The 13865-nt window shown below is 46.2% G+C and carries 12 protein-coding genes; 5 read left to right on the top strand and 7 right to left on the bottom strand.

What is annotated here, in order from left to right; all coding sequences use genetic code 11:
- Positions 1-93 precede the first annotated feature (93 nt).
- The 3 genes from QUB63_RS22680 to QUB63_RS22670 all read right to left on the bottom strand — a co-directional run bounded on the left by QUB63_RS22680 (position 94) and on the right by QUB63_RS22670 (position 4611).
- Complete coding sequence (locus QUB63_RS22680) at positions 94-2223, bottom strand: tetratricopeptide repeat protein (RefSeq protein WP_332947580.1); 2130 nt, start codon at positions 2221-2223, stop codon at positions 94-96.
- Positions 2224-2550: 327 nt separating this feature from the next.
- Complete coding sequence (locus tag QUB63_RS22675) at positions 2551-3492, bottom strand: Rpn family recombination-promoting nuclease/putative transposase (RefSeq protein WP_332947579.1); 942 nt, start codon at positions 3490-3492, stop codon at positions 2551-2553.
- 183 nt (positions 3493-3675) lie between these two features.
- Positions 3676-4611, bottom strand: a complete 936-nt coding sequence (locus QUB63_RS22670) for an NAD-dependent epimerase/dehydratase family protein (RefSeq protein WP_332947578.1) — start codon at positions 4609-4611, stop codon at positions 3676-3678.
- 298 nt (positions 4612-4909) lie between these two features.
- Here QUB63_RS22670 and dnaG point away from each other — a divergent pair, with 298 nt between their 5' ends.
- Complete coding sequence (dnaG, locus tag QUB63_RS22665; protein ID WP_332947577.1) at positions 4910-6910, top strand: DNA primase; 2001 nt, start codon at positions 4910-4912, stop codon at positions 6908-6910.
- Positions 6911-7074: 164 nt separating this feature from the next.
- Here the strand turns inward: dnaG and QUB63_RS22660 are convergent, their stop codons facing one another.
- On the bottom strand, positions 7075-7596 hold the full coding sequence (locus QUB63_RS22660) for a pentapeptide repeat-containing protein (RefSeq protein ID WP_332947576.1): 522 nt from the start codon (positions 7594-7596) through the stop codon (positions 7075-7077).
- Between the two features lie 12 nt (positions 7597-7608).
- Here QUB63_RS22660 and QUB63_RS22655 point away from each other — a divergent pair, with 12 nt between their 5' ends.
- Positions 7609-8202, top strand: a complete 594-nt coding sequence (locus tag QUB63_RS22655) for a YraN family protein (RefSeq protein WP_332947575.1) — start codon at positions 7609-7611, stop codon at positions 8200-8202.
- 198 nt (positions 8203-8400) lie between these two features.
- Here the strand turns inward: QUB63_RS22655 and QUB63_RS22650 are convergent, their stop codons facing one another.
- A complete protein-coding gene (locus tag QUB63_RS22650) occupies positions 8401-8790 on the bottom strand; it encodes a hypothetical protein (RefSeq protein WP_006632408.1) in 390 nt (129 codons plus the stop codon).
- Between the two features lie 145 nt (positions 8791-8935).
- Between QUB63_RS22650 and queA the strand changes: the two genes are divergently transcribed.
- Positions 8936-10066 (top strand): tRNA preQ1(34) S-adenosylmethionine ribosyltransferase-isomerase QueA, encoded by a 1131-nt coding sequence (gene queA / locus QUB63_RS22645; protein ID WP_332947574.1) that lies wholly within the window; start codon positions 8936-8938, stop codon positions 10064-10066.
- Positions 10067-10304: 238 nt separating this feature from the next.
- Here the strand turns inward: queA and rpmF are convergent, their stop codons facing one another.
- Together rpmF and QUB63_RS22635 are read right to left on the bottom strand one after the other, a co-directional pair.
- Positions 10305-10478 (bottom strand): 50S ribosomal protein L32, encoded by a 174-nt coding sequence (gene rpmF / locus QUB63_RS22640; protein WP_293132726.1) that lies wholly within the window; start codon positions 10476-10478, stop codon positions 10305-10307.
- Between the two features lie 366 nt (positions 10479-10844).
- Positions 10845-11321 (bottom strand): TM2 domain-containing protein, encoded by a 477-nt coding sequence (locus QUB63_RS22635; protein ID WP_332947573.1) that lies wholly within the window; start codon positions 11319-11321, stop codon positions 10845-10847.
- A gap of 425 nt (positions 11322-11746) precedes the next feature.
- Here QUB63_RS22635 and acsF point away from each other — a divergent pair, with 425 nt between their 5' ends.
- Entirely contained in the window at positions 11747-12823 is a 1077-nt protein-coding gene (gene acsF / locus QUB63_RS22630; RefSeq protein ID WP_332947572.1) for a magnesium-protoporphyrin IX monomethyl ester (oxidative) cyclase, read from the top strand.
- Positions 12824-12974: 151 nt separating this feature from the next.
- Positions 12975-13865, top strand: coding sequence for a hypothetical protein (locus tag QUB63_RS22625; protein ID WP_332947571.1), 891 nt, complete (start codon positions 12975-12977; stop codon positions 13863-13865).

Raw genomic sequence — 13865 nt, 5'->3', positions numbered from 1 at the left:
CGAATTCCATTCGCCCGGTTATCTTCAACCCGCGGAGGCGGGTTTTGTTTGTATAGACGCGAATTCCATTCGCCCGGTTTTCCTAATTAACAATCATTGTTGTTTAGGCGGTGGCTGGCTGATTCCGGGCTGACTTTCGGCCCGTTTTTTTGCTTCCATTGCGGCTCCGTAATCCGGTTTGTAGCGAATTGCTTTGTCATAGGAGGCGATCGCATCTCCGAATCTTTTCACCGCTACAAGGGCGTTACCGCGGCTGTACCAGGCTTCCGAATAGTCCGGCTTGACATACACGGCTTCGTTGTAAGAGGCGATCGCATCTTCGTACCGCTGCAAATTGTACTGAGCATTGCCTCTATTGTACCACCCTTGAGATTCTTTGGGATTTAAATCCAAGGCTTTGCTGTAACACTCAATAGCTGCTTCGTACTTGCGTAATTCGTGGTACGACCAGCCTAAATTATACCAGGCTTGATGATAATCCGGTTTTAATTTAACAGCTTTTTCGTAAGCTTGTACCGCTTCTTCATGTCGGCGCATTTTCAGCAAAGCGATGCCTTTACTGTACCACGCTTGATAAAAATTTGGCTGAAACCGCACGGCTTTTTCGTAGGCCTCAAAAGCTTCTTGGTTTTTGTTCAATTCAAGGAAAACATTGCCTAAATTGTACCAAGCCTCAGAATTGTCGAATTTAATTTCAACTGCTTTTTGATAGGATTCTGCGGCGCGATCGTACTGTTTTAAATTTTGGAAAGCTTGTCCCCGATTGTACCACGCGCGGTACAAATTTGGCTGAAAATGTACGGCTTTTTCGTAGGAGGCGATCGCTTCTTCGTACCGCTGCGAATCTAACAAAGCATCGCCTCTACCTTCCCACGCTGCGGGATAATCTGGCTGGATTTTCAAAGCATTGTCAAAAGATGCGATCGCCTCTTTTGACTGCTGCAACTTATCCAAAGCATAACCGCGTCCCGTCCAAGCCTCCAAATATTCCGGCTTTAATTCTATTGCTTTATCGTAAGCTGACTGCGACTCCTTATATTTTTTCAATTCATATAAAGTTTTAGCTTTTTCCTGCCAAACTTCCGCGTAGTCAGGCCTGAGAGTTATAGCTCGATCGTAAGCTGCCAGAGCTTCTTCAAATCGGCTTAAATTGTAAAGAGTAATGCCTCGGTTGTGCAAGTCAGTTGCATTCGCCGAATTAAAACTATTGACACCATAAATTGATGCGAGAATGGTGATGCCAATAAAACTGGCGATCGCCCCGATTTTAAAATACAGTTTTTTTCGCGGTTTATGCGGCCCCTTCGCAGCAGCAACCGGAGGTAATACCGGAACTGTACCGCTGAAAGAATTTCTCAATTCTTTAATAGCTTCTAGAGTTTCGCCGGCACTCGAATAACGCTGCCGAAAATCGTACCGCACCATCTTATCTAAAATCTTCGCAAATTCAGGACTCACCGATGCTTTGTCCTGCCAAATAATTTCCTCTGTATCGGGGTTTTTTGGCATTTGGTGGGGATTGATGCCTGTGAGGAACTGAATTGCGATCGCACCTGCGGCATAAATATCGCTGCTGAGTTTCGGATTACCGTGAGATTGTTCGCTGGGCATATAACCGGGAGTTCCGATGCTCACACTTAAGCTATTCTTGGGCTGAGTATTGGTAATTTGAGTAGTAATTTCCTTGACTGCGCCGAAGTCAATTAACACTAACTTACCATCTCTGTCTCGGCGCAGGATATTGCGGGGATTGACATCGCGGTGAATCACGTTTTGCTGGTGTACAAAATCTAAAATTTCCAGAAGTTCCTGCAAAATTGCAATAACTTCATCTTCTTTCATTCCGCCCGGATTTCCAGGAGAACCCCCCCCTGCCCCCCCTTGGTAAGGGGGGGTTTGGGGGGGTGTGATTTCTTGACTTAAATCGTGGCCTTCGATAAATTCTTGAACGAGATAAAACTCTTGATTTTCTTCAAAGTAAGCAAAAAGTTGCGGAATGCGATCGTGATTTCCCAACTTGTACAAAACCTGTGCTTCCGTATCGAACAAACGTCTTGCTATTCGTAAAGTTTCGGGATCTGTTGCTTGAGGTTTAAGCTGCTTGACGACACAGAGGTGATTACCTGGTAGCTGCTTATCTTCAGCTAAATAAGTTTGAGCAAATCCCCCGCCTCCCAAGTGACGGATAATGTTGTAGCGCGTGCCGAGTGTTATTCCAAGCATGAAATTTACCTGATATTTCCGAGTGTTTCTCCCCTTTCGGAGTAAAACATGGGTTGGGGGAGAGGTTTTGTATTTATAGTCCTGGACGCACGGGTGGTCAGAAACCGGGTTTTTACGAAAAAACTCGTTGCAGTCCTAGAATTGCTAAAAAACCCGGTTTCTTGAGTCGCAGTGCATAAGTCCTGATGTGATTAAGTTTAACTAATTTGCGATCGACTTTACAGCACAAAGCCTGTGAAAATACCAGCAGATTCTGCCGACAAGCGGTAAAATAGTCGGCGCATCATGTTTGCAGTGACAGTTGCAGTTCAAAAAATAGCAATCAGTTTATTGAGAATTAGCCTGCAACCAAGCTGTCAAATCTTCCGCGTTGGAGAAATCTAACAGGGCTTCTGCTAAATTCTCTAATTTGTCGATCGACAATTCGCCGATCCGGGTTTGAGTATCCGGGTTTAGTTGACCTAAACGGCGATTCAGGAAACGTATAATGGCGCTTATTTGTCCTTGTTGCTGACCTTTTTTTAGGATTTCTTGTCTGGCTAATTCTAGACCTTCTTTTCTGCCTTGCTCAAATGAGGTTTGCTCATAGCTTTGCTGATCGTGCGCGAAAAATTCTTGTTTTTGCAATATGTCAAATTCTTCGCGAGTTAGATTAACATCCTTGGCAATTTCAAAAGCTCTATTAATTTGCGGTACTTCGCCCAGTATTGCTGGAATTTCACGTAAAACTCCGCTATTTTTGATAAAGTAAATCCACCGATCAGTAATATTTTCTAATTGGTCTAATTCTTTCTTGAATTTTGGCAACTCTAGAAAAACCAACTCCATCTGAGTATAGGGATAATCAAACAAGTGAGTTGTTTCTTTTAAAGCAAAGCGCGAAGTTACATTTAGATGATGATTAAACATTTTAAAGTCTGCAATTGCCAAAAAAATGACAGGCTGCAATCCCTTGTACAATTCCCGAATCATGAATTGCGTTCCATAAGTTTTTGCTGTATCCGACAAAACTAGCTTAGCAGATGTCCGCACGTGCAAAACTTGTATTTTAATAATTACAGATGTGCTGTTGTTAAGTGTGGCTTGGACATCTAAATAGCTGTTTTTCGAGCCGATTATTGGGTAAGTCACATTAGGGTCGATAATTTCTAGGCTTTCAATTATTGTTTTTCCTTCATATAGTAAAGCATTCAAAAAATCAATTAAGATATCTGTATTGTCGGGTGAGCCAAATATTTTGGTAAATGCAAAATATATTTTTGAATTCATGAATCTCATGTTATTTTTCTCCCTCCATATCTGTATTGTGCGGACTGTGCACTTTACTTTGATTTAACATGGTTTAGACGCATGGGCTAGAAACCCGGTTTCTACGAGTTTTGCCAACAATAACGATAAATCTACGAAGAAACCGGGTTTCTGAAGTCGCAAGTGCCTCAGTCTAATTTTAGTTTAAACGGCTTTCAAAATCTCATCATCCACCGAAAAATCTATCTCAGCTTTGTCTCTTCCCGAAACTAGATAATCATTCTGAAATGAATCTTTCAATCCCGAAACCAAGTCAAATTCCGGCTTCCAGTTAAGCTCGGTGACAGCTTTATTAACAGAGGCGAAAAAGTGCTGCAATCGCATCGGGAAAGCTTTCTTTTTGCCGAAGTCAAATTGTTTCGGATCGTAGTGTACAATCTTAATAGCATCAGGGGATTTGCCGATCGCCTGAATGCAGGCGCGCGCTAAACCGTCAAAGGTGACAAATCGATCGCCCGAAACGTTGTAAATTTGCCCGATCGCCCTTTCATTCCCCAAAACCGCCGCCATCGCCCTCGCCAAATCCTGACAGTGCCCCAACTGCGTGAAGTGCATTCCGTTACCGGGAATCGGAATCGGTCGATCGCGCGCAATGCGATCGAAAAACCAAGCCTCCAAATCGTTATAATTTTGGGGCCCGTAAATGTAAGTCGGGCGAATCGAAGTCCAAGGCAAACCGGACTCGGCCAAGTAATTTTCCGTGTCGCACTTACCCAAATGCCGGCTTTTCGGATCGGTAGCGTCCCCTTCAATATGAGGCATTTGATCGGATTTCAAATAAACCCCCGCAGAGCTCATGTAAACAAAGTGCTGCACCCGCCCTTTAAATATTTCAGCTAAAGGCTGTGTATCGCTCAGTTCCCGACCGTTGTTGTCAAAAACCGCGTCAAACTCCTCCGTCGATAACTGTTCTTGCAATTGTGCGACATTCGTGCGATCGCCCAAAATCTGTTTCACACCCGAAACCGGCACAGGCTTGTTGCCCCGGTTAAACAACACCACATCATGCCCTTGTGCTGCTAAAATCTTAGTAAGATAAACCCCAATAAACCGAGTACCGCCCATCATTAAAATTCGCATTATTGCCGATGCTCCTTACAGTTAGTCTAAATATTTTACAATAAAGTTATGCCCTAGGCAGAAACCGGGTTTTTCACGAAAAAACACGGTGACAGCTATCAGCCCCGGTACAAAAACCCGGTTTCTTAAGTTTTCGTGCGCCAAAACTACTTAAGCCCAAAGAAACCGGGTTTTTAAACCGAATATCCGGGCTGCAACCTGTGTATTTTCGTAAAAAACCCGGTTTCTACGTCCAGGAAAACTCAAATTGTGCGATCGCTCAAAATAAACATACTTTTAATTTCCCTAAAATAGCCCTATGCAAGTTCCCCGGCTGCATCCAGAAACAATCGAAGAAGTCAAACAAAGAGCCGACATAGTAGATGTCATTTCCGGCCGCGTCGTATTGCGGAAACGCGGCAAAGAATTCGTCGGATTGTGTCCCTTTCACGACGAAAAATCTCCCAGTTTTACCGTCAACCAAGCCAAACAAATGTACTATTGTTTCGGCTGCGGTGCAGGCGGCAATGCCTTTAAATTCCTCATGGAATTGGAGAAACGCCCTTTCAGCGAAGTAGTATTAGAACTAGCTAAAAATTATCAAGTCCCCATCAAAACAGTCGAACCAGAACACCGACAAGAATTGCAGCGCCAAATTTCTCTGCGGGAACAACTCTATGAAATCTCAGCACTAACAGCCAAATTTTACGAACACGCTTTGCGGCAATCTCAAGGACAAGAACCCTTAGCATATCTCAAATTAGAACGCAAACTCAGCGAAGAAACTATCCAACAATTTCAATTAGGTTATGCACCCCAAGGTTGGGAAGCACTTTACAGTTATTTGGTAGAACAGAAAAACTATCCGGCACAGTTAGTAGAACAAGCAGGATTAATTGTACCTCGAAAGAATGGCGGCAGCGGTTATTACGATCGCTTCCGCAACCGCATTATGATTCCCATTCGCGATACCCAAGGCAGAGTCATCGGTTTCGGCGGCAGAGCTCTCGGCGACGAACAACCGAAATATCTCAATTCTCCCGAAACAGAACTGTTCGATAAAGGCAAGACTTTATATGGCTTAGATACAGCCAAAACAGCCATTAGCAAAGCCGATCGCGCAGTCGTCGTAGAGGGGTACTTTGACGCGATCGCACTTCAGGCCGCGGGCATCTGCAACGCCGTCGCTTCCCTCGGCACAGCCCTGAGTTTAAACCAAGTGCGGCAGCTACTGCGCTACACTGATTCTAAACAAATTATCCTCAACTTCGACGCCGATAAAGCAGGAACCAAAGCAGCAGAGCGCGCAATTGGAGAAATAGAAAAACTCGCGTATCAAGGAGAAGTTCAACTGCGAGTGCTCAACATTCCCGACGGCAAAGATGCCGACGAATACCTCAAAACATACTCCCCAGAACAATATCGAGAATTGCTCGAAAACGCTCCGCTGTGGCTCGACTGGCAACTGCAACAAATGCTCGTCAATCAAGATTTGAAGCAAGCCGATACCTCCCAACAAGTCACGAAAAAAATCGTTAAGTTATTAACCAACATCACTGACGACAACCAACTAGCACATTATTTGCAAAAATGCGCCGAAATCCTCAGCAAAGGAGATTTTAGACTCACAAAAATGCTAGCCGAAAACTTGCTCAATCAAGTTGTCAGCGATTGGGCAAAGCGGCAGAGTCAAGACGAATCTTTGACAATGCCCCTGTTAATTAGAAACAAGCTGAAGCCGAACAAACAATATAAAAAGCAGCGTGCAAGCGGCGACAAAAATAGCTCAAAATCCGGCTTTTCAGCAGCCGCCCGCAGTCTTTTAGAAGAAGCAGAAGCGCAATTATTGCAGATTTACTTGCACTGTCCCGAATACCGCCAAGAAGTCAGAGAAGCCATAGAAGCTAGAGACGTGCAGTTTAGCCTTTCTCATCACAGATTTTTGTGGCATCACATTGTGAATGCAGAAATATTCCACAAAATGTCTTTACAAGTAGCGCCTTCTGAGTTAATATTTAAATTGCAGGATAGTTTGATTGATTATCCCAATCAACTCAATCAAATCTCGCATTTATTTCACTTAAACGAGTTTTCCGAAAAAAACGTTTATCGCGCACCTTTAGTAATTCGATCTGCGATCGCCTGTATCGAGCAAATCATCAGCATGAAGCGGCGCCGGATTGCACTCGATATGTGGAAGAAAACCGATGCTGCTATAGAATATTACCAACAACTGTGCGCCGAACAAGAATGGATAGAGGAACTAGAGCGGCTGCGTCAAGTTAATTTTTACGATTTAACCTCCGTACCTTGGGGCTAATAAGATTTTATAAGACGGGCGCGGTTGAAACCGCGTAAGCGTCAAACACTCACGCGAGGAGTGCGGGTTGAAGACGGGCGCGGTTAAAATCACGTTATTTCCTTCAGTCGGCCCGAAAGCGGACATCGTTTGTATAAACCTGGTTTCAACCGCCGTCCTATCTTTTAGTAATCGCAAAACAGAGTTTCGCGAGTATCTCTACCAGTCACCGGATTAGTACCTTTTGCGACTTTACAGAGCTTTTCGATCATATCGTCTCGCAGCAGTGCCTCAGTAAAATCAGCACCGTCAATGATTGCTCCTTCGAGTCTGGTATTGTAAGCAAAAGCACCCTCAAGGATAGCATTAGTTAAATTTGCTTTCATCATGCGAGCCAAATCCAAAGTCGCACCCGTGAAATTAGCGCCTTCTAAATTTGCCTCTTCCATATTGGCTGCAAAAAAGCTCACGCCCCGCAAATCTGCATTAGTAAAATTGCTGTTGCGAAGATTAGCTTTATTAAAACTGTCGTCAGTCAAAACTTGTCCTGTAAAATCAGCGCCAACTAGGATTTCTTTGTCGTGATCCAAGGCGAAAGCAGGTGCGGGATTGATGCCGATCGCCAAGGCGGCAATTACTGCTAAAATAACAAAACTCAGCAAGAAAGTATAAATATTTTTGCGATGTTGGCGAATTCCAGAATTCATAAGTTAAACCTAATGGGCAGCCGTGACAGTTCAGAATTGAATTCTACCAGAAAGCGCGCGCGGCGCAGCTATCCCGTAGGGAATCGCCCGTTAGAGCCCGCCGGCTCCAACTCTCCCCAATCCCCAAACTCTCGGGATTTGGGTACATTGGGAGAAAACTTAGTCGCCGAGTGGTTGCAGCAGCAAGGCTGGGAAATCCTGCACCGACAGTACCGCTGTCGCTGGGGAGAGATTGACATCATCGCCCTCGCAAAAGATGAAGAAAGCCCAAAAAACCGAGGCATTCCCCATCACCCATTCCCAACATTAGCCTTTGTAGAGGTCAAAACTCGCCGCCGAGGAAATTGGGATAGCGGCGGAATGCTGGCTGTTAGTGCTGCAAAACAAGCCAAACTTTGGCAAACCGCCGAAATTTTTTTAAGCACTCGTCCTGATTTAGCAAATAATTCTTGTCGCTTTGATGTCGCCCTAGTCAGGTGCGAACCTTCACGACCAAACACTAAGCAGATAATACCACCCTTAACGGCAGCGAACTCTCAATCCGCCCTTGCCGGAAATTACCTGCTCACCCTGCAAGAATACATTCGATCGGCTTTCAGCAATTAGAAATGTCAAATTAAAAATTACAGGGTAAAATCAAAAAGCAATGCCACTTGGTAATTTTTAATTGTTAACTTTGCCTTACTGTCGCCCATTTCTATCTTCATCTTTAACTGACGTGGAAAAAGCCTTAAATCCTCTCCCCGAATCCCCGAATCCCCATCGGAGCCTGTGTCATAACAGGCAATTTATATGCTCCGCAGTCTAGGCGAGAGTTTCTGGGCAGTATCCCAGACCCTTGACAAATTGCTGGCGAAACGCTTCAATTTCCTTGCGATCGGGGCTGCCGTGACAAACCACGGCCACCTGGTAGCGGCGCATCACGCTCAGCGGGGACTGTCCCGTTTCCAAGCTCCAGAGTGCCATTTGCAAACGAATTTCAGGATCGTAAGGAATCCCGAGTTCGTTCATAAAAGCCCGAAAATCCCCGTGCATTTCTGGAGTTAAATATTGGCTCATTTTCACCTTCACCACCCAGCCGTCAATTTGGTGAATAACAGTGATAAATTGCAAGGGAAGATGATGAGCCGTGCGCAGGTAATCCACGACTCTCAGAGTAAGGCTAGTATTGGCGATGTAGTAGAGGTATTCCATAACGATCCTTCGAGCAAAGCTGATGCTACACCTCTATCGTCGCGGGCTAGACCGGCCACCACAAGGGGAAAAGCACCCGACTTGGGATGGGGGTTTTTACCCAATTTGTTACCCAGTTGACAGATTTTTGACAGGAATTCACCCGATGACAGAGATAGACTGGTCTTTGGACGGTTATGACTACGAACTTTCGCCCGATCGCATTGCCCAAAATCCCGCAGTGCCGAGGGACAGTTCTCGCTTGCTGGTTGTAGATTCTGCCAGCAGCCACCAACACCGGATTTTCCGGGATTTGCCGGATTTGCTCGAACCTGGAGACTTGCTGGTACTGAACAACACCCGCGTTCTGCCAGCGAGGCTATACGGACACAAACCCAACGGCCCGGCTGTGGAGATATTGTTGATGGAAGAACGGCAGCACAACTGCTGGCTGGCTTTGGTTAAACCGGGGAAACGCTTAAAGTTGGGAGCAAAAATTGAGTTTGAGCCACACTGTGATGACTCCGCAGCAGCAGGCCCTTGCTGTTGCCTTCCCCAGGCGCAGGTACTCGATCGGCGATTGACTGCGACAGTTATAGATAGAGACGAGGCAACAGGGGGACGGCTGTTAGAGTTTGACATCCCCACAGATGCGACTCTGGCGAAGTTTTTGGATGAATACGGCCACGTACCGCTGCCGCCCTACATCGAAAATTCCCAAGCAGCAGCGGAACAGTACCAGACTGTTTATGCCGAAAAACCAGGGGCGGTAGCTGCCCCGACAGCCGGCTTGCACTTCACCGAAGAATTGTTCAGCCGCTTGGAAGAGCGGGGAATCGAAAAAACTTTTGTTACCCTCCACGTCGGAGTCGGGACGTTTCGCCCGGTGGAGGTAGCAGACGTGACGGCTCACCAAATGCACAACGAATGGGTGGAAGTACCCCCCGCTACCGTCGAGAAAATCCGCTCCACTCAAGCCCGAGGCGGGCGGATCTTTGCTGTGGGTACGACAGCAGTGCGAGCTTTAGAGGGAGCCGCAGCCGCGAGCGGCGATTTTTCCTTGCAGCCTTTTTGCGGCCAGACAAATTTGTTTATTTATCCCGGTTACAAGTGGCGGGTTGTAGAGGGGATGATTACCAATTTTCACTTGCCGCGCTCTACTTTGATGATGATGTTAAGCGCGATGGTTGGAAGGCCTCGGCTGTTGGATTTGTACCGATCGGCGATCGAGCACCAGTACCGATTTTATTCCTTTGGCGATGCCATGCTCATTTTACCTGCGGCAAAAAGAGATTGACTCATATCGCGATCGCGCCGACGGTTAGGACGTTCTCGCTTTGCACAAACCAAGGGTTTTATTGCGAATTGCTGCTTGCTTCTGCTATATCTGGCACCATTCTCAACCTTTCCTTTACGGGCGGCCCGTTCGTGGCCACCCCACCATCAACTTTAGGTGTTGTGGGACAGCCAGGAAAGCCTCTTAACCGAGAATGGTGCAAAATATCAGAAATGCCAATTTTTAATTTTTAATCGCTTTATTCTTCCTCCTCTTCTTCATTGCCGGGATACACGAAGCTGTTGGAACGCCCAGTCAGAACTGATTTGCCCAGGGACAGAGCTTTCTGAGCTGCCACTACAGCTTTGCGCTTCCATGTGGCCTTGCGCATATTCTTTCTGGATTTGGAGGTTTTCTTCTTAGGGACTGCCATGACGCTAAATACTTTCGGATTGTACAGACAAACAAACATTCTAGCCGATTTTGCCTCGCTGGCTTCTTCGACAAACGGCAACAAGCGATCGGCAAGCAATATCAAGTAGTAGGGTGCGTCAGCGATTAACTTCTCCAACAACACGCCGGCATCCCGTAGCTGAGGCACCCGCTGCAGTTAAATCCTCGCGCGGGTGCCTCAGCCATTAGCTTCTCCAACAACACGCCGGCATCCCGTAGCTGACGCACCCGCTGCAGTTAAATCAGGCTTGCTCGACTCTGGGACAACATCGATCGTCGGTATTCGTCAGAAGGCATTCCTCAGAAAAAGATTCTCCCCCGATCCCCATCAGACCCTCTCTGCCGCTTAGAGTTCGTGAAAGTGGTACATCACGACGCCAGTAACTGGGTCGTTCTCGATGCTGACATAACCCGTTTTGAGCATTGCCGTGAAAGCCTCTTCCACTTCCACAAAAGTAGCCCCGGTTGCCATCACCCCTTGGGTGACAGATAATCTTCCGTTCTTGGTATAAGCTGCCTTCAAGAGTTTAATCCCTAACTGATCGGGAGTTTGTTTGGGGTATGTCGAGGCGATCGCCCCGCTGGTGGAATATAGCGGTATACCTTCGCGAGACACGCCGAGTTTGCCCCTGAGACTGGCATTGTGTTCGTCCACCATGTTCGGCAGCAGCAGCAAGTCAAACAATTGCCCGAACCCAAACAACCCAAAGGTACACAGCCACAGCAAACCCGTGCCAATCTTGCCGTTGTAGAGGCGGTGGAGTCCGAATGGGCCGAAAAAACAAGCGGCCCATAAAAGGTAACTAACACCCAAATTGCTCATTTTCTGACCGTCCTGCCTGGTTATTCTAACTATTGCACTCCCTCAATATATATTTTGTACTTTCTCTTTGGTGTTTAAACAGCTTGACACCAGCATATATTTGTGCATCATCTGAAGGAAGAGAGAAGACAAAAATTGAAATTCTCCCTCGCACACTCTCCCCCACTCCCCCTCGGACACTCGGACACTCGGACATGAGTAATTCTGCGTAGCAATTCTTAACGCCAGCGACATATTTCCGGGGTCGAGAGCTTGGTAAACTGGAGGGCGTGGAAATTACAGCAGCTTTGACCTGAATTCCACAGGGAGCGTCAAAGTGCGCGCGCCGCCAGCGCTGGCCGGACATACAGGGGCGATCGATCGCCCGCAGTACCCGACACCTGAACCGATCAAGTAGTTGTTATAAGCAAAAATCCAATAAACATATGGTAGATTCCCTCAAAAAACCCACTTTTGAAGAACTGCGGCCGGGAGTGAAAGCCCCAGCCAAAGAAACTATTCTCACGCCGAGATTTTACACAACAGACTTTGACGAGATGGCCAAAATGGACATCTCGATCAACGAAGCCGAACTAGAAGCAATTATCCAAGAGTTCCGCGTTGACTACAACAAAAACCACTTCGTGCGGGATGAGGAGTTCGCTCAATCTTGGGATCACATTGACGGCGAAAAGCGCCAGTTGTTCATTGAGTTTCTAGAACGTTCATGCACCGCTGAGTTTTCTGGCTTCTTGCTTTACAAAGAATTGGGACGCAGGCTCAAGGACAAAAATCCAGTGCTGGCCGAAGGTTTCAACCTGATGTCGCGCGACGAAGCGCGGCACGCCGGATTCCTCAACAAAGCTCTCTCGGACTTTAATTTGTCCCTAGATTTGGGTTTCTTGACAAAGAGCCGCAGCTACACATTCTTTAAGCCGAAGTTTATTTTCTACGCTACATACTTATCCGAAAAGATCGGTTATTGGCGCTACATCACGATTTACCAGCACTTAAAAGCGCATCCTGAAGACCAGATTTATCCGATTTTCCGATTCTTTGAAAATTGGTGTCAGGATGAAAACCGCCACGGAGATTTCTTCGATGCGGTGATGAGAGCTCAGCCTCAGATGTTGAATGATTGGCGCGCTAAACTTTGGTGCCGTTTCTTCTTGCTCTCGGTGTTCGCGACGATGTATCTCAATGATATCCAGCGGGCGGGTTTTTATCGATCGCTCGGACTCGATGCTCGCGAATACGACATTGAAGTGATTAAAAAGACCAACGAAACCGCAGGCCGCGTATTCCCCGTCATGCTCGACGTGAACAATCCCGAGTTTTACGAGCGGCTGGATGTTTGCCTCAAGAACAATCAGAAGTTGACCGCAATTGTTGCTTCTAATACTCCGAAATTCTTGCAGTTATTCCAAAAATTGCCTCTGTATTTGTCGAACGGTTGGCAGTTGGTGAAACTGTACTTCATGAAGACAATCGAGTCGCCTTCTGTTGAAGGTGCAGTCCGTTAAGTTTTGATTTTTCATCCTCTGTTACGGCGGTTCTGCAGCAAGCAGAGCCGCTTTTTTGGTATGATGTTAGGTCAGTTTTCGTGAAAGGGCGATCGGGTTTCAAATTTTTTTGAGGAACTTTATGAAGAAGAAGTTAATTGTGAGATGAAAAGTGAGTAATACGAACACGGGAAGACGCAACTCTTTTGCAGACTACAAAGCAGATGGACACAACTGGATAACCTTGACTCTCGGAGAATACTATCCCGATATATTGCAGGAGGCTTGCCAACTTTACGAACCAGTTTTAGTAATGTTTGGGCAATTACTCAGGACTTCTGAATCCTCTGTGCGTCTATTTATACAGATTTCAGATGTTCCCAGCACATGGATGCGAGTTCAACTTTTTAGGGTGTTTCGCAAGTATGTCAGCCCTGAACTCCCAGTGGAAATGCTCAGAAGGAAAAAAAAGGTAACAGAAATTTGCAATCAGTTCGGATCGCGTTTTAGGTCGGTTCAAGAAGTTCAAGCTGCTTATATGACTCGTCCAATTCCCGATGAGGCAATGTCGGCTCTATTGTGGGAATACAAAAGTCGCGGCAAGAAGGGATACGACTTAACTGAAAGATTTTTCTCCTTATTTCGCTTACACTTTCCCTACTTGGCAATCAGAGGGCCAGAGCGAGCAGGAAAAGATATCATGATGGGAAATGTCTTCGCCAACTATCCGAACCCGAAACGTCCTGTTGATTTTGTGATTTACGATATTAATGAAAATGACTTGCTGGCAATAGGATTGGCAAGATATGATTCAGATAGAGGCGGTGCACAAGAAGACGATCGAACAGGTGGTTATCGTAGCTGCGCTGATGAAATCCTCAGTTATACACACAATCATAACTTAAGAACCAAAGTAATTTTTCTGAATGATGGGCCCGGTCTTTTACTCGGCTCGATGTGGGATGACTACGCCAATATTGAAAATAGCTGGCAAGATAAGATTATGGTATTGACACTGCGGATGGTTCCCGATCGCATTACAGTGGAATGGCTGCGTTCTTGA

Origin of the sequence: Microcoleus sp. ARI1-B5, assembly GCF_036705795.1 — a bacterium.
Lineage (GTDB): Bacteria > Cyanobacteriota > Cyanobacteriia > Cyanobacteriales > Microcoleaceae > Microcoleus.
Note: the sequence above shows the minus strand (reverse complement) of the source record. Positions and strands in the feature narration are given on the sequence as shown.

Bases quoted from the DNA above. Each gene is read 5' to 3' on its own strand.
- QUB63_RS22655 (WP_332947575.1), top strand. From the start codon at position 7,609: ATGGGCAGCCGTGACAGTTCAGAATTGAATTCTACCAGAAAGCGCGCG.
- QUB63_RS22680 (WP_332947580.1), bottom strand. From the start codon at position 2,223: ATGCTTGGAATAACACTCGGCACGCGCTACAACATTATCCGTCACTTG.
- QUB63_RS22635 (WP_332947573.1), bottom strand. From the start codon at position 11,321: ATGAGCAATTTGGGTGTTAGTTACCTTTTATGGGCCGCTTGTTTTTTC.
- QUB63_RS22670 (WP_332947578.1), bottom strand. From the start codon at position 4,611: ATGCGAATTTTAATGATGGGCGGTACTCGGTTTATTGGGGTTTATCTT.
- QUB63_RS22650 (WP_006632408.1), bottom strand. From the start codon at position 8,790: ATGGAATACCTCTACTACATCGCCAATACTAGCCTTACTCTGAGAGTC.
- acsF (WP_332947572.1), top strand. From the start codon at position 11,747: ATGGTAGATTCCCTCAAAAAACCCACTTTTGAAGAACTGCGGCCGGGA.
- queA (WP_332947574.1), top strand. From the start codon at position 8,936: ATGACAGAGATAGACTGGTCTTTGGACGGTTATGACTACGAACTTTCG.
- dnaG (WP_332947577.1), top strand. From the start codon at position 4,910: ATGCAAGTTCCCCGGCTGCATCCAGAAACAATCGAAGAAGTCAAACAA.
- rpmF (WP_293132726.1), bottom strand. From the start codon at position 10,478: ATGGCAGTCCCTAAGAAGAAAACCTCCAAATCCAGAAAGAATATGCGC.
- QUB63_RS22660 (WP_332947576.1), bottom strand. From the start codon at position 7,596: ATGAATTCTGGAATTCGCCAACATCGCAAAAATATTTATACTTTCTTG.
- QUB63_RS22675 (WP_332947579.1), bottom strand. From the start codon at position 3,492: ATGAATTCAAAAATATATTTTGCATTTACCAAAATATTTGGCTCACCC.